Source organism: Pseudomonas lalucatii, assembly GCF_018398425.1.
In the GTDB taxonomy this organism is placed as follows: domain Bacteria; phylum Pseudomonadota; class Gammaproteobacteria; order Pseudomonadales; family Pseudomonadaceae; genus Aquipseudomonas; species Aquipseudomonas lalucatii.
The window spans coordinates 1,107,979-1,128,400 of the sequence record NZ_JADPMV010000002.1; the positions used below are offsets into that span (position 1 = coordinate 1,107,979).

20 protein-coding genes and 1 pseudogene are annotated in these 20,422 nt (G+C 63.7%); 4 read left to right on the forward strand and 17 right to left on the reverse strand.

Annotation, left to right across the window (positions count from 1 at the left end; all coding sequences use genetic code 11):
* Nucleotides 1–72: 72 nt before the first annotated feature.
* The 6 genes from I0D00_RS18605 to I0D00_RS18630 are packed head-to-tail and all read right to left on the reverse strand — an operon-like array spanning nucleotide 73 to nucleotide 6,371.
* Nucleotides 73–648 (reverse strand): GspH/FimT family pseudopilin, encoded by a 576-nt coding sequence (locus tag I0D00_RS18605; RefSeq protein WP_420850822.1) that lies wholly within the window; start codon nucleotides 646–648, stop codon nucleotides 73–75.
* The gene (locus I0D00_RS18610) at nucleotides 645–3,686 is read right to left on the reverse strand and encodes a pilus assembly protein (protein WP_213641295.1); all 3,042 of its coding nucleotides are present in this window, start codon (nucleotides 3,684–3,686) and stop codon (nucleotides 645–647) included. The genes I0D00_RS18605 and I0D00_RS18610 overlap by 4 nt, the downstream gene beginning before the upstream one ends.
* Nucleotides 3,687–3,711: 25 nt before the next feature.
* Nucleotides 3,712–4,149, reverse strand: coding sequence for a hypothetical protein (locus tag I0D00_RS18615; protein ID WP_246533310.1), 438 nt, complete (start codon nucleotides 4,147–4,149; stop codon nucleotides 3,712–3,714).
* Between the two features lie 56 nt (nucleotides 4,150–4,205).
* Nucleotides 4,206–5,408 carry a PilW family protein gene (locus I0D00_RS18620; protein WP_213641297.1) on the reverse strand — a complete coding sequence of 401 codons (1,203 nt, stop codon included), beginning with the start codon at nucleotides 5,406–5,408 and terminating at the stop codon, nucleotides 4,206–4,208.
* Nucleotides 5,405–5,971 carry a type IV pilus modification protein PilV gene (gene pilV / locus I0D00_RS18625; protein WP_213641298.1) on the reverse strand — a complete coding sequence of 189 codons (567 nt, stop codon included), beginning with the start codon at nucleotides 5,969–5,971 and terminating at the stop codon, nucleotides 5,405–5,407. The genes I0D00_RS18620 and pilV overlap by 4 nt, the downstream gene beginning before the upstream one ends.
* 7 nt (nucleotides 5,972–5,978) lie before the next feature.
* The gene (locus I0D00_RS18630) at nucleotides 5,979–6,371 is read right to left on the reverse strand and encodes a type IV pilin protein (RefSeq protein WP_213641299.1); all 393 of its coding nucleotides are present in this window, start codon (nucleotides 6,369–6,371) and stop codon (nucleotides 5,979–5,981) included.
* Nucleotides 6,372–6,675: 304 nt separating this feature from the next.
* Here I0D00_RS18630 and I0D00_RS18635 point away from each other — a divergent pair, with 304 nt between their 5' ends.
* Nucleotides 6,676–7,191, forward strand: coding sequence for a GspH/FimT family pseudopilin (locus I0D00_RS18635; RefSeq protein ID WP_213641300.1), 516 nt, complete (start codon nucleotides 6,676–6,678; stop codon nucleotides 7,189–7,191).
* Nucleotides 7,192–7,203: 12 nt separating this feature from the next.
* Here the strand turns inward: I0D00_RS18635 and ispH are convergent, their stop codons facing one another.
* From ispH to murJ, 6 genes are all read right to left on the reverse strand, one after another.
* The gene (gene ispH / locus I0D00_RS18640) at nucleotides 7,204–8,148 is read right to left on the reverse strand and encodes a 4-hydroxy-3-methylbut-2-enyl diphosphate reductase (RefSeq protein WP_213641301.1); all 945 of its coding nucleotides are present in this window, start codon (nucleotides 8,146–8,148) and stop codon (nucleotides 7,204–7,206) included.
* A gap of 106 nt (nucleotides 8,149–8,254) precedes the next feature.
* On the reverse strand, nucleotides 8,255–8,692 hold the full coding sequence (locus I0D00_RS18645) for an FKBP-type peptidyl-prolyl cis-trans isomerase (RefSeq protein WP_213641302.1): 438 nt from the start codon (nucleotides 8,690–8,692) through the stop codon (nucleotides 8,255–8,257).
* Nucleotides 8,685–9,194, reverse strand: a complete 510-nt coding sequence (gene lspA / locus I0D00_RS18650) for a signal peptidase II (RefSeq protein WP_213641303.1) — start codon at nucleotides 9,192–9,194, stop codon at nucleotides 8,685–8,687. Before lspA ends, I0D00_RS18645 begins: the two co-directional genes overlap by 8 nt.
* Nucleotides 9,187–12,018, reverse strand: coding sequence for an isoleucine--tRNA ligase (ileS, locus tag I0D00_RS18655; protein ID WP_213641304.1), 2,832 nt, complete (start codon nucleotides 12,016–12,018; stop codon nucleotides 9,187–9,189). The genes lspA and ileS overlap by 8 nt, the downstream gene beginning before the upstream one ends.
* A 10-nt stretch (nucleotides 12,019–12,028) precedes the next feature.
* Nucleotides 12,029–12,967: a bifunctional riboflavin kinase/FAD synthetase gene (ribF, locus tag I0D00_RS18660; protein WP_213641305.1), complete on the reverse strand. Its 939-nt coding sequence runs from the start codon at nucleotides 12,965–12,967 to the stop codon at nucleotides 12,029–12,031.
* An 82-nt stretch (nucleotides 12,968–13,049) separates the two neighbouring features.
* Nucleotides 13,050–14,588 carry a murein biosynthesis integral membrane protein MurJ gene (gene murJ, locus I0D00_RS18665; RefSeq protein ID WP_213641306.1) on the reverse strand — a complete coding sequence of 513 codons (1,539 nt, stop codon included), beginning with the start codon at nucleotides 14,586–14,588 and terminating at the stop codon, nucleotides 13,050–13,052.
* 192 nt (nucleotides 14,589–14,780) lie between these two features.
* Here murJ and rpsT point away from each other — a divergent pair, with 192 nt between their 5' ends.
* The gene (rpsT, locus tag I0D00_RS18670; RefSeq protein ID WP_213641307.1) at nucleotides 14,781–15,059 is read left to right on the forward strand and encodes a 30S ribosomal protein S20; all 279 of its coding nucleotides are present in this window, start codon (nucleotides 14,781–14,783) and stop codon (nucleotides 15,057–15,059) included.
* A gap of 87 nt (nucleotides 15,060–15,146) precedes the next feature.
* On the opposite strand, the gene I0D00_RS18675 is transcribed toward rpsT, so the two are convergent.
* The 5 genes and pseudogenes from I0D00_RS18675 to rplU all read right to left on the reverse strand — a co-directional run bounded on the left by I0D00_RS18675 (nucleotide 15,147) and on the right by rplU (nucleotide 18,812).
* Nucleotides 15,147–15,611, reverse strand: a complete 465-nt coding sequence (locus I0D00_RS18675; protein WP_213641308.1) for a CreA family protein — start codon at nucleotides 15,609–15,611, stop codon at nucleotides 15,147–15,149.
* A 10-nt stretch (nucleotides 15,612–15,621) separates the two neighbouring features.
* A pseudogene (proB, locus tag I0D00_RS18680) lies at nucleotides 15,622–16,738 on the reverse strand (glutamate 5-kinase).
* A gap of 77 nt (nucleotides 16,739–16,815) precedes the next feature.
* Nucleotides 16,816–18,033, reverse strand: a complete 1,218-nt coding sequence (gene cgtA / locus I0D00_RS18685; RefSeq protein ID WP_213641309.1) for an Obg family GTPase CgtA — start codon at nucleotides 18,031–18,033, stop codon at nucleotides 16,816–16,818.
* A 170-nt stretch (nucleotides 18,034–18,203) separates the two neighbouring features.
* Entirely contained in the window at nucleotides 18,204–18,461 is a 258-nt protein-coding gene (gene rpmA / locus I0D00_RS18690) for a 50S ribosomal protein L27 (protein ID WP_213641310.1), read from the reverse strand.
* 39 nt (nucleotides 18,462–18,500) lie between these two features.
* On the reverse strand, nucleotides 18,501–18,812 hold the full coding sequence (gene rplU / locus I0D00_RS18695) for a 50S ribosomal protein L21 (RefSeq protein ID WP_213641311.1): 312 nt from the start codon (nucleotides 18,810–18,812) through the stop codon (nucleotides 18,501–18,503).
* Nucleotides 18,813–19,057: 245 nt separating this feature from the next.
* Between rplU and I0D00_RS18700 the strand changes: the two genes are divergently transcribed.
* Both I0D00_RS18700 and I0D00_RS18705 read left to right on the forward strand, forming a co-directional pair.
* Nucleotides 19,058–20,026 carry a polyprenyl synthetase family protein gene (locus I0D00_RS18700; RefSeq protein ID WP_213641312.1) on the forward strand — a complete coding sequence of 323 codons (969 nt, stop codon included), beginning with the start codon at nucleotides 19,058–19,060 and terminating at the stop codon, nucleotides 20,024–20,026.
* 130 nt (nucleotides 20,027–20,156) lie between these two features.
* Entirely contained in the window at nucleotides 20,157–20,384 is a 228-nt protein-coding gene (locus tag I0D00_RS18705; protein ID WP_213641313.1) for a PA4570 family protein, read from the forward strand.
* Nucleotides 20,385–20,422: the final 38 nt, after the last annotated feature.

A 20,422-nucleotide genomic window follows, 5' to 3' on the forward strand; every position in this document is an offset into this window, starting at 1 on the left:
GCGGCCGCGGTGATTGTGCCGTTTCTGTTATGGGCAAGGAGTCCTAGCCCCCCAGCCGATCACGCCAGGACCTTACGGGCAGACGGCGGCGTTGGTTCGCTCTACCGAAGCACGCCCCGTCGCAGTCACGCTCACGACCCGCTCCTGACTGCCCGCGCTTGGTAGCGCACGACAGACCGTCAAGACCGCAGCAGTAGAGCCGACACCCGTCGCCTGAAATGCCAGGCTAGCGACCGTACCGCTGATTCTAAAGCCGGAGGGGGCCGCCCCATGACGCAGGAGCACCGTCTCGCCTACATCCAGGACAGCGTCGTTATCAGCATCGTGAAACACCAGCCAACCTTGCTCCCAGCCTCCGGCAACACAACTGGCGCCATCCGCGGAGACGCACATGCTCACCACAGAGTTGCGCTTGATCGCCTCGCTACGCGCCAAAACCGCGCCCGAGACAAGCTCATTGGCTTGGGCGCGCAGCTTGCTACCGAGCGTCATATCGTTATAGGAGGGCACAGTGATTGCCAGAAGAACCGCAAATACTGCGAGCGTGATCATCAGCTCGACCAGGGTAAATCCGAGTTGCCTGGAGGTTCGCCACGCGCGCCCCCCGGAAAGTCGCGGAGGCCCACCCATTCGCCGATTCCAACTCATTGTTCGATATTCCAGAAAACGCGCGCCTTGGGCCGCGCTTCGGACAAGAATTCAGGAGGCGGCTCGAAACAATCCAGCATGCATATAAAAGGCACCTCCTCGCCATCATCGAGCTTGACCGTACCGGCCACAGGAGACGGCGAAAGCCCCCCGCCCTCAAGCACCACGAAACGGTCACCTGTAAGGCCCGAGGCATCTCTATAGGAAATACTATAGGCCCGGTTGGTACCAAGACTTGTGCAACTGCCGGGCGAGGGCGCAGTTGGCTGGTGGGTGTTGAACGCCACTTGGCCGAACACTGTAACGGCGGAGGTCACCACCTGCTCGCCTGAGGCCAGCCCCAGGCGCCAACCTTTCGGCTTGCTATTAAGATCCGCCTGAGAGGGCGTCGCACTGCTGTCAATAGCCAGCAGCGAGTCCATGCATATCACGCTTGCAGAGCAAGTCGAGCTTTCCGAAGTCAACCAGCCGGCATCCGTTGGCACATCTTTCAAGTTGAAGAAGTAATTGGCAACCCCTGCTGCCGAGGTAAAACTGGTCAGCGGTTTCTCCCTGTCGCCAGAACCAAGCTGCAGAAAGTACGCACCTTCCGACAGCACCACCTCGGGGCCGAACATGAACTTCCGATTTGCCGTACAGCTTGCCGTGGTATCACAGCCGAGCGAAGCGATCTTGGTAATAGTCCAGCTTGCAGGAGCTGCCGAGCCGATGGTTATCCGGTAAACATTGCCTCCCATATCAGCGGCATAGGCATAGACAGCCAGGCCGCTGCTGTCCGGCACGACGGTGACATCCCCGACCACGCTGCGATCGGTATTCAGGGTATGCAACAGGCTACCGGAGTCAGCATCCAGTACATAAATTTTATTGCCCTTGCTGGAAGCAGTGCAGGTATTAGGGTCGGCATCCTCACAAGCGTCATAACCACCGCCCATAAGCAATATGGGGGAGGCACCAGAGCCGTACCCCGAGGCCTTCATCACGGTTGCTGACGACCAGGTCTGGCCTATTTCGCTCAAGCCAGTCGTACAACCCGTATCGTTGGCAAGATTCGGGCAGCCCTTCTTCCACTTTAGGGACGGACTAGCTGGGTTGGTGACATCGAAAGCATAGAGCGCCCGACCACCACGGCGCATGCCAGTATAAATGAACGTCTTGTCGACGCCCCCGATAGCGCCCCTGAAAGCGGTTATGGGGCCATCGATACCGTACGCCTTCGGTTTTGGTGGCGGGCTTACAGCAGTAGTACCCGGATAGCTGATAGTCGTGGTGTTGTCACGCAGGCGCTTGATGTTGCCGTAGAACTCTGGGGGGATAAAAGCCCACAACTCGCCCCCCGCGGCTACAGTACCGTTACTGGCAGTGCGATTGCCATTGATGGCGCGAAGCACACCATCGTTGCCACCGTAAAACACCACCACCTGGGGCGAAGCCTCGGTGCCATAGTTGATGGCTACGGGTCGCGAATGCACGACGTCGCCATGGGAGGAAGGACGCATTTCCCCCGAGGTAACTGCGTCCGTGTCTTCGTCATTCAGGTCCTGTCCGCGCGCCCAGTCGATCAACGTATTGCGCTCAGTTGCATCGGCTGCGCCGAGCAAGGCCGTAGTAATCGCGGTATTGGCCGTGCTGAAGTCGGTCAAGCCGGTGCAGGAAGCGAAAGATGGATCGCAGGTCTTGACCGTACGCGCAGTATTGCTACGCAGCAGATAGCCCTGCCCGCCCTTCTCGACCACGTTGCCGTCCGGGTAATTGGATACATCCGAGTCAGCGACCGCAAGACAGGCGCCTTGCGGTTTGAACGCCCAGTAGTTGTCTGTTGTCGTAGGGGTCCAGAAGCTGCGGGCGCACTCGGTAATGAAGTTGGTCGAGGCATTGATGGCTGCATTGTCGGCCGCATCCTGCAGCCTGAGCACACCGTTGGTACGGCCCAGCTTGTACTGCTTCAGGTTGCCGGCCCAGCGCGGGAAGGAGTCCTGGTCGGGACGGAACATGCCAATAAACACCTGATTGAGATAGGTGCCCTGGGTGTTCACACTGACGGGCAAGCTCACCGAAGCGAATACGCTGTTGACCGACTGGATTTCGGAAAAGATCGAGTTCAAGGCATCCGCAATCTGCGTGCCGCTTGCGGTCACGTCGAAATACTTGCCATCGCTTACATTCGCAGCACTCTTCAAGAGGGCTGTCCAGCCTGGCCCCTGGCCGGTCGTGACCTTGTTGATGTCGACTGTGTAGGTGGTGATGCCCAGGCTGCTTTTCTTCATAAAGCGCGCCCACTCATCCACGGCGTTGTCTTGGGAGCCCGTGGGTGAAATGGGAATTACCGCCTTGCTACCGCCGGCGGCCACCAGCAGATCCTCGGCCTCCTTGGTGTCGTTACTGCTGTCCTGGTTGGCACCATTACTGATAAAAATGATGAAGTTCTTGGCACAGCCCGAAACTATAGGATTGGCATAGGTCGTACCGGCCTTGGAGGCCAGCGCATTGCCCGGCAGAGCCCAGACTGCCCGCGAGGGGGCCAGGGCTGCTCCTACAGCCGCCGGGTTGGGGTTGTAAACGTTCCCGCTGTAATCCGTTTTGTTCTTGTTGTTACCGGCATAGGGCGCCCCGGCAGAGAAGTAGCGATAGGCCTCGGCCATGGCCTTGGCGCTCTTGCCTGCGTTGCCCTTGTCATTGCCCGAGTCGAAACTGTTTACCAGCGCCTGGTACTTGGTCTTGGTGGTGCTATCCAACAAGCGAATCGCGGCGCGCACGTAGGCACCATCGTTCCCCGAGTTGCCGCCGCCCGTCTCGGTATACATCATCAGGCCCACCCGAAACTTATCCGCTGGCAAGCCGGAGATGACCGAACTGAGCGCCGCCATCTCATTGGAAAACGGCGTATTCCAGTTCGCCGTGTTATCCAGAATGATCAACACATTGGGCACATCGGTCGCGCTCGGCGGTGTACCGACGAAGAGGTCGATATCCTCCGCATGACCGGGCATGTGTGCAGCCAATAGCGTTGCGGCCAGCAACCGGAAAAGCGTCTTCATGGCGGTCTCCTGCAAGGCCCCCCTACTAGGGGCACACCGTATTTTTCTGGGCCTCGGTGAGCAACACGCGCACCCCCGAACGTATGGTTGCCAGTGCACCGCTGGCCGGATCATTGACTTGGGCATTGATCGCCCAAACGGTGCTCCACTGTGAATCAGGCGTCACAACACCAGCGCGAACACCGCTCTCTTTCCCCGTGGCTACGGCAGGAATCTCGGATTCGCTGATGCAAACCGGCGTCGCGATAGCGACGGTGTAGTCCGTGGCACCGTCATTGTTGATGTCGACATCTATGGATTCGGCAGTGGGCGCATTGGTGAAGGGCGAACCCACCACCTGCTCGATTGCAATATTGGCGGCGGCTATCGCTTCGTCACGCATCTGCATATTGCCGACCGATTTGAGGCTGGTGCCGCTGAGCGTAAAGGCGCTGCCCACTACCAGAGTCAGCAGCAACAACATGATGAGCCCCACTATCAGCGTTACCCCCCGCTGGGCTCGCGGCGATGTCGGATGGATCATGGCGTTTCCCTCCTGCCGGAGATGTTGACCAACCGCACCGTGCTGGAGAACACATGGCGCTTGAAGCCATCATTGAACGGGCCGAGCGTGGTGGCGCCCAGGTTGTAGGTCTTGGCATCGGTGTAGCCAGGGGTAGTCGTCAGGTTGCGCACTAGCACATGGATCTTCACGGCCACGGCGTTGGTCAACTGCGCCACAGTGCACGGACTGGCCGTGGTACAGCGGACGAAGTCACCGTCTATGCTGCCATCGCCGCGATTGGTGGGCGTTGTTCGAGTGGACGGGTCGGCCCAGTCGATAGCCGCGGTGTAATCCACTGCGGCGCCGGTCTTGCTCAGGTTATCTACCCCCAGCTCGACCCGGAATCCTTCGATACCTTCGATCAATGCTTGTGCCGGAAGGTGCTTTAGCTCCCCACTAACCGTATCTAGATCGAACCTGGAACGCATCAGGGTGGGAATGCCGTCGCCCGGGGTAACCGAGAAATTGCGGATGTAATAGATGCTGGAGATGAACTTACGCTTGGGTGCAAAAAGGGTCGAGGCCGGGTCGGCGCAGCTTGCCAACCCCGCCGGCACAGTCGTGCGCGGGTGGAGGGTGAAACCGTTGGTGTCGAGCACATAGGCCCCTACGTCATCCCCACAGAATGAGGCCTGGAAATACAGTTTTCCCGCGGTATCCGCCTCGCAGCCGGCCACGCCTGGGGCGCAGGTTTCCGCATGACGAACCACCAGCACATCGGTGCTTGCCTGAGGATTCGCTACCACTCCGGCACAGTTTCCTGGAACGCCATCCTGCTCATACGCCTGTACCGAAATGCCCAGGAGATTGGTTATATAAGCAGGATTCCACGAAGCGTAAGCTGCACAAGGATCGGGAGCCGCAGTAGGCACATCGCCGGGAGCCGCATTCTCGGCCAAATCATCGAACTGAGGGATATAACCGTTCCAGAAGCCAGCATGGGCAAGATCCCCCTGCAGCAACTGGATCGCGAAACGCCCGTTTTCGATCTGAATATTGGTCTTGGCCATCTCGTCGTTGGTGCGAGTCAGGTCGAGAAATAGCGTCAGCACCGCCCCCATGATCAACAAACTGATGACCATGGCGACCATCAACTCGATCAAACTGAAGCCGCACTGGGCACGCAGGCCAATGGCGCAGGCACTGCTCTTCCACTGGAGTGCTGGTGAATGTGTCATAGCGCGGCCACTCGCACGATAGTGGTGACAACACGGCGACAGCGATCATCCGAGCAGGTCGATCCAGCGGGGCCGTCGTAACTGTTGGCGCCACAGGCTGTCCCCGCCGCCGGCGCGGTGATGGGAGCCAGCCCCTGCCAGGCTACAGTGACCAGGTACTGACCGCTGCCGAGGGATTCCACACAGCCTCGGCCGCCGAGCATTGCACCGACATTTCCGCCGCCGACCGTTTCCGCCGCCCCCTGCAACGCGGCACACCATTCGCTGGCATCCCTCTGCCGGCGGCTCCCTGTGTTATCCGGACAGGTCATGCCGACACCCAGCGGGCTGGCGGGCCCGTAGTTGGCACTGTAACTCGCCGCATCATTGCGATTGCTGGCGATACGGTTCGCCATATCGTTCAGCAATATCAGTGCCTGGGCTCGCTGATAGGCCTCCATCTCCGAGGTCTGCAACCGCGACTGCAACCCTGCTATCCCCAGTAAGCCGACGGAAAGAATGATGACGGTAACCAGTACTTCGATCAGCGTGACGCCGCGCTGGGTTCTGATAATTGCTCGCATAGATGCTTCACCACTTCGCTGCAGGGGTCTTGACCCCTTGACTGTTGAGCGTCAGATCCCCATCGCTGGCCTGCGCCCCTATTGCCGCGAAAGTGATGGTGAAGGTCGGCGGCGTAGCGGCGTTATCTGCGGCGACGGTCACGGTGTACTTACCTGTCAGGTCGCCAGACAACGTGTAATTAAGTTGCGCCGCCGTGGTTGCATATGCCCGATTCGCCAGCAGAAATTGCTGCTGACGATTGGCGATGTCCATCATCTGCGCCTGCGCGGCGGCGCGATTGCTCTTGAGGATGTATTCCTGATAGTTCGGGTAGGCGATCGCGGCCAGAATGCCGATGATCGCGATCGCGATCATCAGTTCGATCAGACTGAACCCACGCTGCTCGGCTCGCTTCACCATGTTCCCTCTCGCAGTCCGTTTATCCAGATGCCCTACCACTGGACGGTAGGGTACAAATCATTGCGCTCGAATACCGTCGATCAGTACGGTGTTTCGACGGTTGGCGTTTTTCCACGTCTGAGCGGCTAATCGCTCCTTAGCGAAGAAGCACGGCCATCCGCTTGCAAAATTCGATCTGCAAGCTAGAGCTTATAGGCCTCCCGCAGAAAAGCCCCGGACCACACGACAACCGTAGCCGGAGCGGAGACGACCGGCCCCTTGCCAGGATGGCAGGGAACAACTCGCGCAATAAGGCATGGATGCCATGAACCTTCGTACTCGCGGCTATACCCTTCATGAGCTGCTCAGCTCGCTTGCCATTGTCAGCCTGCTGCTCGGCATTGCCGTACCGGAGGCCCAGCGGTTCAGGGCCAACCAACAGTTGGCCAGCGCCAGCAATACGCTGGCGACGAGCCTTGCCTTGGCGCGCAGCGAATCGATCAAACGGCAGCGGCCGGTGCTGATCGACAATGGGGATGGCGACTGGGCCAGTGGCTGGCAGGTATTCGTAGATCTGAACAACAACGGCCAAGCGGATGGCGGTGAGTCGATACTTAGGCAGGACGCGGCCCTCCCCTCGGGCGTCATCGCCAAAGGCAATACGCCCGTCAGGCGCTATATCCGCTACACCCCGCTCGGCAACGCGCAACTCCTGGGCGGCGCCTTTCAGGCCGGCACCCTGACCATCTGCCACGCGTCCGGCGGCCATGCGATACGGCGCCTAGTACTGAGTGCGAGCGGAAGACTCCGTCGCAGCCAGGGCGCAGCCGGCTCTTGCTAGAGGGCAATCCCTTCAGACTTGCTTGACCCGCAACTCCTTCGGCATGGAGAACGTCACGTTCTCCGGCCGGCCGGCCAGCTCGCTCTCCCCGGCCGCACCCCAGGCCTGCAGCTGGGCGACCACGCCGCGCACCAGCACCTCCGGTGCCGAGGCGCCGGCGGTGATGCCGATGCCGTGGATGCCGTCGAACCATTCGCGCTTGAGGTCCTCGGCGCCGTCGATCAGGTAGGCCGGGGTGCCCATGCGTTCGGCCAGCTCGCGCAGGCGGTTGGAGTTGGAGCTGTTGGGGCTGCCGACCACCAGCAGCACGTCGCATTCGGCCGCCAGTTGCTTGACCGCATCCTGACGGTTCTGCGTGGCGTAGCAGATGTCGTCCTTGCGCGGCCCGCCGATGCCGGGGAACTTGGCACGCAGGGCGTCGATCACCCGGCTGGTGTCGTCCATCGACAGGGTGGTCTGGGTGACGAAGGCCAGGGCCTCGGGGTTGCGCACCTGCAGCCTGGCCACATCCTCCTCGTCCTCCACCAGGTAGATGGCGCCGCCGTTGCCGGCGTCGTACTGGCCCATGGTGCCTTCCACTTCCGGGTGGCCCTGGTGACCGATGAGGATGCACTCGCGACCCTCGCGACTGTAGCGCACCACCTCCATATGCACCTTGGTCACCAGCGGGCAGGTCGCGTCGAACACCTTCAACCCGCGCCGCGCGGCCTCGTTGCGCACCGCCTGGGACACGCCGTGGGCGCTGAAGATGACGATGACGTCGTCCGGCACCTGGTCCAGCTCCTCGACGAACACCGCGCCGCGGGCCCGCAGGTCCTCGACCACGAACTTGTTGTGCACCACCTCGTGGCGCACGTAGATCGGCGGGCCGAACACCTTCAGGGCGCGGTTGACGATCTCGATGGCACGATCGACGCCGGCGCAGAAGCCGCGGGGGTTGGCGAGTTTGATATGCATGGGCGTGAATCTCGGCGCGAAGCAGGAACTGGGAGTGTAACGCCGCCCGCAGGCGACGGGCGAATGGCCGGGCAGAGGGACCGGCGTTCCGGTCCCTCGCCGGGCGTCAGAGCGCCTTGACCTCGATGATCTGCACTTCGAAGTTGAGGGTCTTGCCGGCCAGCGGATGGTTGAAGTCGATGGTCACCTGGCTCTCGTCGAAGGCCTTGACCACCCCCGGCAGCTCGGCGTTGGCGGCGTCGTTGAAGATCACCAGCAGCCCCTCGGACAGCTCCATGTCCTGGAACTGCGCGCGCGGCATCTGCTGCACGTTCTGCGGATTGGGCTGGCCGAAACCCTGCTCCGGCAGCACCTGCAGGGTACGCTGGTCACCGGCCTTGAAGCCGAACAACGCGGTTTCGAAACCGGGCAGCAGGTTGCCGTCGCCGACCCTGAAGGTGGCCGGTGCTTTGCCTTCGGTGCTGTCCACCACCTCGCCGTTTTCCAGCTTGAGGGCGAAATGTAGGGTGACTTCCTTGTCCGGGCCGATGCGTAGGTCAGTCATGGGCGAGGTCTCCGGACTTGTTGCTCTTGAACATATCCAGCGCCAGGAGGATGGCGCCGAGGGTGATGGCGGCGTCGGCGATGTTGAACGCCGGGAAATACCAGCGGTGCTGCCAGTGCACCAGGATGAAGTCGACCACATGGCCGAGCAGGACGCGATCGACCAGGTTGCCCAGAGCACCGCCGAGCACCAGGGCCAGCGCCACGGCCAGCCAGGTCTCCTCGGGCTTGAGGCGCTTGAGCCAGATCACCAGCACCACGCTGACCACCAGCGCGATGGCGGCGAAGAACCAGCGCTGCCAGCCGGACGCGCCGGCCAGGAAGCTGAAGGCGGCGCCGGTGTTGTAGGCCAGGGTCCAGCTGAAGTAGCCGGGAATCACCACCACCTGCTGGTACAGGGTCAGCACGTCCTCGACATACAGCTTGCTGGCCTGATCGGCCGCAAACACCAGCAGACTCAGCCACAGCCAGGCCAGCCGCCCGAAACGCCCGGCATTAGGCATAGTGGCGAACCTCGCCGGCGCCTTCGATGTTGTCCACGCAACGGCCGCATATCTCCGGGTGCGCGGCGTGGCTGCCGACGTCCTCGCGGTGGTGCCAGCAGCGCCCGCACTTGGCGTGGGCGGACTTGACCACCTTGAGCTTGAGGCCGGCCACTTCGGTGTCCACCGCGTCCTGCGGCGCACTGGCCAGCGGCGCCAGACTGGCGGTGGAGGTGATCAGCACGAAGCGCAGCTCGTTACCCAGCTTGTCCAGGTCGGCGATCAGGCTGTCCTCGGCGTACACCGTCACCTCGGCCTGCAGGTTGCCGCCGATGGCCTTGGCGCTGCGCTGGTTCTCCAGCTCCTTGTTCACCGCCACCTTGACTGCCATGACCCGCTCCCAGAACGCGCGGCTCAGCTCGAAGCCCTGCGGCAGCTCGTCGAGGCCCTGGTACCAGCCGTTGAGCATGACCGACTCGTTGCGCTCGCCCGGCAGGTACTGCCATATCTCGTCGGCGGTGAAGGACAGGATCGGCGCGATCCAGCGCACCAGCGCCTCGGCGATGTGGAACAGCGCGGTCTGGCAGGAGCGCCGCGCCACGCTGTCGGCGGCGGTGGTGTACTGGCGGTCCTTGATGATGTCGAGGTAGAAGCCGCCCAACTCCTGCACGCAGAAGTTGTGCACCTTCTGGTAGACGTTCCAGAAGCGGTAGCTGTCGTAGGCCTCCTCGATCTCGCGTTGCAGCAGCAGGGCGCGGTCGACCGCCCAGCGATCCAGGGCCAGCATCTCGGTGGCCGGCAGCAGGTGCTGCGCCGGGTCGAAGCCGCTGAGGTTGGAGAGTAAAAAGCGCGCGGTGTTGCGGATACGCCGGTAGGCGTCGGCGCTGCGCTGCAGGATGACCTTGGACACGGCCATCTCGCCGGAGTAGTCGGACGAGGCTACCCACAGGCGCAGGATGTCGGCGCCCAGGCTGTCGTTGACCTCCTGGGGCGCCACCACGTTGCCCAGGGACTTGGACATCTTGCGGCCGTTCTCGTCGACCACGAAGCCGTGGGTCAGCAGCGCCTTGTAGGGCGCGTGGCCGTCGATGGCGCAGCCGGTCAGCAGGGAGGAATGGAACCAGCCGCGGTGCTGGTCCGAGCCTTCCAGGTAGAGGTCGGCGCGCGGGCCGGCGGCATGGCCGAGCGAATGCGAGCCGCGCAGCACGTGCCAGTGGGTGGTACCGGAGTCGAACCAGACGTCCAGGGTGTCGCTGATCTTGTCGTACTGCGCCGCCTCGTCGCCGAGCAGCTCGGCGGCGTCCAGCTGGAACCAGGCCTCGATGCCCTGCTGCTCGACGCGCTGGGCCACGGCCTCCATCAGCTCGACGGTGCGCGGGTGCAGCTCGCCGCTCTCCTTGTGCAGGAAGAACGGGATGGGCACGCCCCAGTTGCGCTGGCGCGAGATGCACCAGTCCGGACGGCCGGCGATCATGCCGTGCAGGCGCGCCTGGCCCCAGGCCGGGACGAAAGCGGTCTGCTCGATGCCGGCGATGGCGCGCTCGCGCAGGGTGCTGCCCTGGGCCGACTGCTTGTCCATGCCGACGAACCACTGGGCGGTGGCGCGGTAAATCAGCGGGGTCTTGTGCCGCCAGCAGTGCATGTAGCTGTGGTTGACCTTCTCGTGGGCCAGCAGGCAGCCGACCTCGGCCAGCTTGTCGACGATCGCCGGGTTGGCCTTCCAGATGAACTGGCCGCCGAAGAACGGCAGCGACTCGGCGTAGACGCCGTTGCTCTGCACCGGATTGAGGATGTCGTCGTTGTGCATGCCATAGCGCTTGCACGAATGGAAGTCGTCCTCGCCGTAGGCCGGCGCCGAGTGGACGATGCCGGTGCCGGCGTCCAGGGCTACGTAGTCGGCCAGGTAGACCGGGGCGAAGCGCTCGTAGAAGGGGTGGCGGAAGCGGATCAGCTCCAGCGCCTCGCCCTTGGCCCGGGCGATCACCTCGCCCTGCAGGCCGTAGCGGCTCAGGCACGACTCGACCAGCTCCTCGGCCAGCAGCAGCAGCTTGTCGCCGGTGTCGACCAGGGCGTAGTCGAACTCCGGGTGCACGTTCAGCGCCTGGTTGGCCGGGATGGTCCAGGGGGTGGTGGTCCAGATCACCACGTAGGCGGTCTTGGCCAGGCTGTCCAGGCCGAAGGCCGCCGCCAGCTTGTCGGCATCCTCCACCGGGAAGCCGACGTCGATGGTCGGCGACTGCTTGTCGGCGTATTCGACCTCCGCCTCGGCCAGGGCCGAGCGGCAGTCGAAACACCAGTTGACCGGCTTCAGGCCCTTGAACACGAAGCCCTGCTTGACCATCTCGGCCAGGGCGCGGATCTCGCCGGCCTCGTTGGCGAACTCCATGGTCTTGTAGGGGTTGCCCCAGTCGCCCAGCACGCCGAGGCGGATGAAGTCGGCCTTCTGCCCCTCGATCTGCTCGGCGGCGTAGGTGCGGCACAGCTCGCGGGTCTTGTCGGCGGCCAGGTGCTTGCCGTGGGTGGTTTCAACCTTGTGCTCGATCGGCAGGCCGTGACAGTCCCAGCCCGGCACGTAGGGCGCATCGAAGCCGGCCAGGGTCTTGGAACGGGTGATGATGTCCTTGAGGATCTTGTTGACCGCATGGCCGATGTGAATGCTGCCGTTGGCATAGGGCGGGCCGTCGTGCAGGACGAACTTCGGCCGTCCCTCGCCAAGCTGCCGCAGCTTCTGATACAGGCCGATGTCGTTCCAGCGCTGCAGGGTCTGCGGCTCGCGCTGCGGAAGGCCGGCCTTCATCGGAAACTGGGTATCGGGCAGGTTTAGCGTGGCTTTGTAGTCGGTCATCTCAGGCTCTTCACTTAAGCGGTTGGCCCTGCCAATGGGCACGGGCGGCGGCAATGTCGGCGGCAATGGCCGTCTTCAGGGCCTCGAGTGAGGCGAAACGCTGCTCGTCGCGCAGCTTGTGGTGGAACGCCACCGTCAAACGCCGGCCATACAGGTCACCGGCAAAATCCAGCAGATGCACTTCCAGGTGGGCGCTGCCGTCACCGGCTACGGTCGGCCGCACGCCGATATTGGCGACGCCCGGCCAGGCCTGGCCGTCCACCCGGGTGCTGACCAGATAGACCCCGGTCAGGGGCACGCGACGACGCTTGAGCTGGATGTTGGCGGTCGGCGCCGCCAGTTGGCGACCGAGCTTCTGCCCGTGCAGCACGCGCCCGGCGATCTGGAACGGCCGACCGAGCAGCTGCTCGGCGAGGGCGAAATCGCCGCCGGCCAGGGCCTCACGCACCCGCGTGCTGCTGACCCGCCCGCCATCGACCTCGACCGTGGCCGCGGCCTCGACGGTGAAGCCGTGCTGGGCCCCTGCCCGCGCCAGGAAGGCGAAGTCGCCGGCCCGGTCGCAGCCGAAGCGGAAGTCATCGCCCACCTCGAGGTGACGCACCGCCAGCCCCTCGACCAGCACCTCGCGAACGAAGTCGGCCGCGCTCAACTCGCGCAGGCGCGGGTTGAACGCCAGGCACAGCACCCGGTCGACGCCCTCCTCGGCCAGCAGCGCGAGCTTGTCGCGCAGCCGGGTGAGGCGCGCCGGCGCCGTCAGCGGGGCGAAGAACTCCCGCGGCTGCGGCTCGAAAATCACCACGCAACTGGGCACCCCCAGTTCGGCCGCACGCTCGCGCAGGCGCGCCAAGATGGCCTGATGGCCACGATGGACGCCGTCGAAGTTGCCGATGGTGGCGACACAGTCCCGATGCTGGGGCCGCAGGTTATGAAGACCTCGAACCAGCTGCATAGCACGCTTCTTGCTCATAAAGTGGCCGATTATACGCACACCCGCCGACGGACAACAGGCGGCAGCGCCAAGCCGCCGGCAATCAATGCAACGCCCTGCGGGTGAAGTCGCGCAGACGGAAGCCGAGCGCCAGCAGCATGCCGAAGTAACTCGCCAGCCCGACCAGCACCAACCCGCCCAGGCGCAACAGACGCAGGAGCATGCTGCCCTCGCTCCAGGCCGGCATGAAGTGCATGGCCGCCAGCAGCACCGCGCCCATCGCCATCACCGCCAGCAGCAGCTTGCCGAGGAACAGGGCCCAGCCTGGCTGCGGCTGGAAATAGTCGCCCTTGCGCAGCTGCCAGTAGAGCAGCCCGGCATTCAGGCACGCGCCCAGGCCGATGGCCAGGGCCAGGCCGGCATGGGCCAGCGGCCCGATCAGGGCCAGGTTCATCAGCTGGGTGGCGATCAGCGTGACCACGGCGATGCGCACCGGCGTGCGGATGTTCTGCCGGGCATAGAAGCCCGGGGCGAGAATCTTCACCAGGATGATGCCGAGCAGGCCGACCGAGTAGGCGATCAGCGCCCGCTGGGTCATCAGCGCATCGTGGGCGGCGAACTTGCCGTACTGGAACAGCGACACCGTCAGGGGCTCGGCCAGCAGCGCCAGCGCCACCGCACTGGGCAGCGCCAGCAGGAAGGACAGGCGCAGCCCCCAGTCCAGCAGCCGCGAGTACTCCTCGCGATCGGCGCTGGCATGGGTCTTGGACAGGGCCGGCAACAGGATGGTCCCCAGCGCCACCCCTAGCACACCGGCCGGCAGCTCCATCAGCCGGTCGGCGTAATACATCCAGGACACCGAGCCGGCCACCAGGAAGGAGGCGAACACGGTATTGATGATCAGCGAAATCTGACTCACCGACACGCCGAAGATCGCCGGCCCCATCTGCCGGAGCACCCGCCACACCCCCATGTCCTTGAGATTCAGCCGCGGCAGCACCAGCATGCCGACCTTCCTGAGGTGCGGCAGCTGATAGAGCAGCTGCAGCAGGCCGCCGACCAGCACGGCCCAACCCAGGGCCATGATCGGCGGGTCGAAATAGGGCGCCAGCCACAGGGCGAACACTATCATGCTGACGTTCAGCAACGTCGGCACGAAGGCCGGCACCGAGAAGCGGTTCCAGGTGTTGAGCACCGCGCCCGCCAGCGACGACAGGGAAATCAGCAATATATAGGGGAAGGTGACCCGCAGCAGGTCTGTGGTCAGGCCGAAGCGATCCGGCTCGTCGGCGAAGCCCGGCGCGGATATCCACACGATCCAGGGGGCAATGAGGATGCCGAGCAGCGTGACCAGCGCCAGCACCAGGGTCAGCAGGCCGCTCACGTAGGCGACGAAGGTGCGGGTCGCCTCCTCGCCCTGCTGGGTCTTGTACTCCGCCAGGATCGGCACGAAGGCCTGGGAAAACGCGCCCTCGGCGAAGATGCGGCGCAACAGGTTGGGCAGTTTGAACGCCACCACGAAGGCGTCCGAGGCCACGCTGGCGCCGAAGATCCGCGCGATGATGGTGTCGCGCACGAACCCCAGCACCCGGGAAAGCAGGGTCAGCGAGCTGACGGCGGCCAGCGACTTGAGCAGATTCATGTAATAATTCGATTTCCGCGAGCGAACACGCCAACGGACAATCCGCCGGCGCGCGAAGGCGACGAGTGTAGCGGCCTGCCACTGGTCAGGCCAGCAGGGACAAACGCCAACAAGCTTGACAGGCGCCCCTGAGCTCGGCATGATTCGCGGCCTTATTTGTTTGTAACCCCCCAGTTTTCGAGGAGCTTGACGGTGGCCAATACACCTTCTGCCAAAAAACGCGCCAAACAGGCTGAGAAGCGTCGTAGCCATAACGCCAGCCTGCGCTCCATGGTCCGCACCTACATCAAGAACGTGGTCAAGGCTATCGACGCCAAAGACCTCGAGCAGGCCAAGACCGCTTACACCCTGGCCGTTCCGGTCATCGACCGCATGGCCGACAAGGGCATCATCCACAAGAACAAAGCCGCCCGCCACAAGGGCCGCCTGAACGCCCACATCAAGGCGCTCGGCGAAGCTGCTGCAGCCTAAGCTGCGAGTTCTTGAAGAACCGGCCTTATGGCCGGTTTTTTATTGCCCAGAGAAAAGCCCGGAACCGATGCCAGGCCGCCACCGACCTCAGGGGCGCTGCGGCCAGGGCAGGATCGGGATAGCCGTCACCGCATTCTGCGGACTGCCCTCGATCACCCGGTCGCTGTAGACCAGATACACCAGGGTATTGCGCCGCTCATCGAAGAACCGCACCACCTGCATGGTCTTGAATACCAGGGAGGTGCGCTCGCGAAACACCTCCGCCCCATCCTCCAGCTCGGACTTGAAGCGCACCGGGCCGACCTGGCGACAGGCGATCGAGGCCTCGGCCCGATCCTCGGCCAAGCCCAGACCGCCCTTCACCCCGCCGGTCTTGGCGCGCGACAGGTAGCAAGTCACGCCCTCCACCTCGGGATCGTCGAACGCCTCGACCACTATCTTGTCGTTCGGCCCGAGCAGCTTGAACACGGTGGAAACCTCGCCGATTTCCTCGGCCGAAGCCAGCAGCGGCAGCATCAGCAACGCAACCGACAACCCATTCGCCATGCGCATTCACACCCCCTCACACCAGAATCAGATTATCCCGATGCACCAGCTCCGGCTCATCGACATAGCCGAGCAGCCGCTGAATGGCATCCGATGGCTGGCCGATGATCTTCTGCGCCTCCAGGGCGCTGTAGTTGGCCAACCCGCGCGCCACTTCGCGCCCCTCGGGGTCGACGCACACCACCATCTCGCCGCGCCGGAAACTGCCCCGCACGGCCTTGACCCCGACCGGCAGCAGACTCTTGCGATCCTTGACCAGCGCCTTGACCGCACCGGCATCCAGCACCAGGGTGCCACGGGTCTGCAGATGGCCGGCCAGCCACTGCTTGCGCGCCGCCAGCAGGCCGCGCTCCGGCGCCAGCAGGGTACCCAGCTGCTCGCCCGCCCTGAGCCTCACCAGCACCTGCTCGATCGCCCCGCCCGCGATGACGGTATGCGCCCCGGAGCGCGCCGCCAGACGCGCCGCACGCAGCTTGGTCTGCATGCCGCCGCGCCCCAGCGCACCACCCACCCCCCGCCACGGCATCCAGCGCCGGGTCGTCGGCGCGCGCCTCGCCGATCAGCGCAGCCCCGGGATTGTGCCGCGGATCGGCGTCATACATGCCATCCCGATCGGTGAGGATCACCAGCAGATCGGCCTCCACCAGGTTGGCCACCAGCGCCGCCAGGGTGTCGTTGTCGCCGAAGCGGATCTCGTCGGTGACCACCGTGTCGTTCTCGTTGATCACCGGCACCACATCCAGCTGCACCAGAGTGCGCAACGTACTGCGGGCATTCAGGTAGCGCTTGCGATCCGACAGGTCGTCATGGGTCAGGAGAATCTGCGCCGTATGCCGGCCATGCTCGGCGAAGCTCGACTCCCAGGCCTGGATCAGCACCATCTGCCCGATGGCCGCCGCCGCCTGCAACTCGTGCATGGCACTGGGCCGGGCATTCCAGCCCAGGCGACTCATGCCCGCCGCCACCGCGCCGGACGACACCAGCACCAGCTCGACGCCCTGCTCGCGCAGCGCCACCATCTGCTTGACCCACACCGCCATCGCCGCTCGATCCAGGCCACGCCCGTCGGCGGTCAACAACGCACTGCCAATCTTCACCACCCAGCGCCGTGCGCCGGTCACCTTGTCACGCATGATCTTCCAACCTTAGCCAGACAGCGCTCGTTCAGCCGTTACAAAAACGCCGCTATTAAGCGGCGCTGAAAACTTGCTTAATCCCGGACGTAGATAATCTCCGGGCCATCCTCGTCATCCTCGTCGTCGAAGTCGTCCTCGTCGACATCGTCGACGCTCCGGACCCCGGCGCGACGCAGCGCACGCTGGTCGTCCAGCGCCTGCAGACGGGCACGCGCCTCGTCCTCGATGCGCTGATCCAGCTCGGCCAGCTCGGCGGCGAACTCGGGATTCTCCGCGGCACGCTCGGCACGCACCTCCAGGTAATTCATGATGTCCTGACAGAGGCGCTCGGTGCCCTCATGGGCCAGGGCGGAGATCACATAGACCGGCCCCTCCCACTCCAGCCGCGCCACCACTTCGGCGACACGCGCCTCGTGCTCCTCCTCGAGTATCTGGTCGGACTTGTTCAGCACCAGCCAGCGGTCACGATCGGCCAATGCCGGACTGAACTTGGTCAGTTCCTCGACTATGGTCACTGCCGCCTCGGCCGGATCGCTCAGATCCAGCGGCGCCATGTCCACCAGATGCAGTAGCAGGCGGGTACGCGCCAGGTGCTTGAGGAAGCGGATACCCAGCCCGGCACCCTCGGAGGCGCCCTCGATCAGCCCGGGAATGTCGGCCACCACGAAGCTCTTGTAGCGATCGACACTGACCACGCCGAGATTCGGCACCAGGGTGGTAAACGGATAATCCGCCACCTTCGGCTTGGCCGCCGAAACCGAGCGAATGAAGGTGCTCTTGCCGGCATTCGGCAGGCCCAGCAGCCCGACGTCCGCCAGCACCTTGAGCTCCAGCTTGAGATCGCGGGCATCGCCCGGCTTGCCCGGCGTAGTCTGGCGTGGCGCACGATTGGTGCTGGACTTGAAACGGGTATTGCCCAGGCCGTGCCAGCCACCCTGGGCGACCAGCAGGCGCTGGCCCGCCTTGGTCAGATCGCCGATCACCTCCTGGGTCGCCGAGTCGATCACCGTGGTGCCGACCGGCACCGGCAGGATCAGGTCATCGCCCTTGCGCCCGGTACAATCGGTGCTACCGCCCTTCTCGCCGTTCTGCGCGTTGAAACGCCGGGTATAGCGATAGTCCACCAGGGTATTGAGGTTCTCGTCGGCCACGATATACACCGAGCCGCCGTCGCCGCCATCACCCCCGTTGGGGCCGCCCTTCTCGATGAACTTCTCACGACGGAAGCTCATCATGCCGTTGCCACCGTCGCCGGCCTTTACGTAAATCGATACTTCATCGACGAATTTCATGGGTACGCCTCCCGCAGCACTGCGGGTCTACAGAATCTAAAAACACCAGGCTCTTGCCGGATGACCCCGCGCCCGAAGCGCGGCAACCCGGGTAATCGGGCAAGAACCCCTAGGATACAGAAACAAAAAAGCCCCGTCGCAAGGACAGGGCTCTTCCAGCAGCCTCGCGATTAAGCCGCGACGACGCTCACGTAACGGCGGTTGAACGCGCCCTTTACTTCGAACTTGAGCACACCTTCGACCTTGGCGAAGAGGGTGTGATCCTTGCCCATGCCAACGCCGTAGCCGGCGTGGAACTGGGTGCCGCGCTGACGCACGATGATGTTGCCGGCCTTGATGGCCTGGCCGCCGTACATCTTCACGCCAAGGCGTTTGGCTTCTGAGTCGCGACCGTTGCGGGTACTACCGCCAGCTTTTTTGTGTGCCATGAGTTCAATACTCCTGTTAAGGGATTAGGCCGAAACGAATCAGGCCTGAATACCGGTGATTTTGATCTCAGTGAACCACTGACGGTGGCCCTGACGCTTCATGTGGTGCTTACGACGACGGAACTTGATGATGCGAACCTTGTCGTGACGGCCTTGCGCAACGACTTCGGCCACAACCTTGGCACCGTCTACAACCGGCGCGCCGATCTTGACATCTTCGCCATTGCCGATCAGCAGCACGCGATCGAAAGTCACGGCCTCGCCAGTGGCGACTTCGAGCTTCTCGATCTTGAGGAATTCGCCTTCGGTGACCTTGTATTGCTTGCCACCAGTAACAATCACTGCGTACATGGTAAATCTCCGTTAATCCTGCTCACCCAGCACTTTATAGGTATGGTCATCGGCTGGCATGGCTGCTCGGGGCCGGAAGGACGCCCTTGCAATTGCGTAAGGCAGGGAAATGCCCAGGGGGAAGTTCAGGGTGCGCGATTGTACGCAAGCCGCGGGCGCCGCGCAAGCACCCAGGTCCCTTGCCTTGACAGCCCCCACCCCGGCCCCTAGCATGCCGCGCAACCTTAGAGGAGCACTTGTCGCCGATGCAACCCCAGGCTTTCTACCGCGTGGTGGCGGACGACTTTACCGCCGTCGACGGCATCATCCGTCAACAACTCGTCTCGCGCGTGCCGCTGGTGGAGAAAATCGGCGACTACATCATCTCGGCCGGCGGCAAGCGCCTGCGCCCGTTGCTGGTGCTGCTCTGCGGCAAGGCCCTGGGCCGCGACGACGAACAGCTGCGCCTGCTCGCCGCCACCATCGAGTTCCTGCACACCGCCACCCTCTTGCACGACGACGTGGTCGACATGTCCGACATGCGCCGCGGCCGCAGCACCGCCAACGCCCAGTGGGGCAATGCCCCGAGCGTGCTGGTTGGCGACTTCCTCTATTCGCGCTCCTTCGAGATGATGGTCGAACTCGGCTCCATGCCGGTGATGAAGATCCTCTCCAAGGCCACCCGGGTTATCGCCGAGGGCGAAGTACTGCAGCTGTCGAAGATCCGCGACGCCAGCACCACGGAAGACACCTATATGGAGGTCATCCGCGGCAAGACCGCCATGCTGTTCGAGGCATCGACCCACAGCGCCGCGGCCCTGGCCGGCGCCTCGGAACAACAGAGCGAAGCCCTGCGCACCTTTGGCGACCACCTCGGCGTGGCCTTCCAGCTGGTCGACGACCTGCTCGACTATCGCGGCGATGCGACCACCCTGGGCAAGAATGTCGGCGACGACCTGGCCGAGGGCAAGCCGACCCTGCCACTCATCTATACCATGCGCGAAGGCACGGCCGAACAAGCTGCCCTGGTGCGCCAGGCCATCCAGAAGGGTGGTATCGAGAACCTGGAAAGCATCCGCAACGCCGTGGAAGCCGCCGGCGCCCTCGACTACACGGCGCAGAAGGCCCGCGACTTCGCCGAACGCGCCATCGCCTGCCTGGACGCCCTGCCCCCCAGCGACTACCGCGACGCCCTGGTGGAGCTGAGCCGCTTCGCCGTTGCCCGCACGCACTGACGCCGCCGCGAACACAAGAGCCCGTCCCCGTGACGGGCTTTTTTATGTCGCGACGAAAAGTACGAATAAAGGCTTGCCACAACAGAAATAGGAATTATTCTCATCAAACCACTCAAGAGGGAGATGAGCCATGACCTACCTGATCGATGCCTGGCTGGATAGGCCCCAGCCCTATCTGCGCATCCTGCACCGGGACACCGGCGAGGTCTGTGCGGTTCTGGAGGAAGAGGCGCTGGGCGAGTTGCGCGAGCAGGGCGACCTGGACCTGCAGGAACTCAGTTGCACCGAGCCCGTGGTGCTCAAGGAACTGGTACGCAGCCTGTTCCTGTTCTGCTATGCGCGGGCGTTGCGCCCTTGACGCCGGCTGCCGGGCCACTGCGCCGGCGGGCCGGCGAA

Excerpts from the sequence above, each read along its gene's own strand:
- I0D00_RS18605 (WP_420850822.1), bottom strand. The coding sequence starts at position 648 with ATGAGTTGGAATCGGCGAATGGGTGGGCCTCCGCGACTTTCCGGGGGG.
- I0D00_RS18610 (WP_213641295.1), bottom strand. The coding sequence starts at position 3,686 with ATGAAGACGCTTTTCCGGTTGCTGGCCGCAACGCTATTGGCTGCACAC.
- I0D00_RS18615 (WP_246533310.1), bottom strand. The coding sequence starts at position 4,149 with ATGTTGTTGCTGCTGACTCTGGTAGTGGGCAGCGCCTTTACGCTCAGC.
- I0D00_RS18620 (WP_213641297.1), bottom strand. The coding sequence starts at position 5,408 with ATGACACATTCACCAGCACTCCAGTGGAAGAGCAGTGCCTGCGCCATT.
- pilV (WP_213641298.1), bottom strand. The coding sequence starts at position 5,971 with ATGCGAGCAATTATCAGAACCCAGCGCGGCGTCACGCTGATCGAAGTA.
- I0D00_RS18630 (WP_213641299.1), bottom strand. The coding sequence starts at position 6,371 with ATGGTGAAGCGAGCCGAGCAGCGTGGGTTCAGTCTGATCGAACTGATG.
- I0D00_RS18635 (WP_213641300.1), top strand. The coding sequence starts at position 6,676 with ATGAACCTTCGTACTCGCGGCTATACCCTTCATGAGCTGCTCAGCTCG.
- ispH (WP_213641301.1), bottom strand. The coding sequence starts at position 8,148 with ATGCATATCAAACTCGCCAACCCCCGCGGCTTCTGCGCCGGCGTCGAT.
- I0D00_RS18645 (WP_213641302.1), bottom strand. The coding sequence starts at position 8,692 with ATGACTGACCTACGCATCGGCCCGGACAAGGAAGTCACCCTACATTTC.
- lspA (WP_213641303.1), bottom strand. The coding sequence starts at position 9,194 with ATGCCTAATGCCGGGCGTTTCGGGCGGCTGGCCTGGCTGTGGCTGAGT.
- ileS (WP_213641304.1), bottom strand. The coding sequence starts at position 12,018 with ATGACCGACTACAAAGCCACGCTAAACCTGCCCGATACCCAGTTTCCG.
- ribF (WP_213641305.1), bottom strand. The coding sequence starts at position 12,967 with ATGCAGCTGGTTCGAGGTCTTCATAACCTGCGGCCCCAGCATCGGGAC.
- murJ (WP_213641306.1), bottom strand. The coding sequence starts at position 14,588 with ATGAATCTGCTCAAGTCGCTGGCCGCCGTCAGCTCGCTGACCCTGCTT.
- I0D00_RS18675 (WP_213641308.1), bottom strand. The coding sequence starts at position 15,611 with ATGCGCATGGCGAATGGGTTGTCGGTTGCGTTGCTGATGCTGCCGCTG.
- cgtA (WP_213641309.1), bottom strand. The coding sequence starts at position 18,033 with ATGAAATTCGTCGATGAAGTATCGATTTACGTAAAGGCCGGCGACGGT.
- rpmA (WP_213641310.1), bottom strand. The coding sequence starts at position 18,461 with ATGGCACACAAAAAAGCTGGCGGTAGTACCCGCAACGGTCGCGACTCA.
- rplU (WP_213641311.1), bottom strand. The coding sequence starts at position 18,812 with ATGTACGCAGTGATTGTTACTGGTGGCAAGCAATACAAGGTCACCGAA.
- I0D00_RS18700 (WP_213641312.1), top strand. The coding sequence starts at position 19,058 with ATGCAACCCCAGGCTTTCTACCGCGTGGTGGCGGACGACTTTACCGCC.
- I0D00_RS18705 (WP_213641313.1), top strand. The coding sequence starts at position 20,157 with ATGACCTACCTGATCGATGCCTGGCTGGATAGGCCCCAGCCCTATCTG.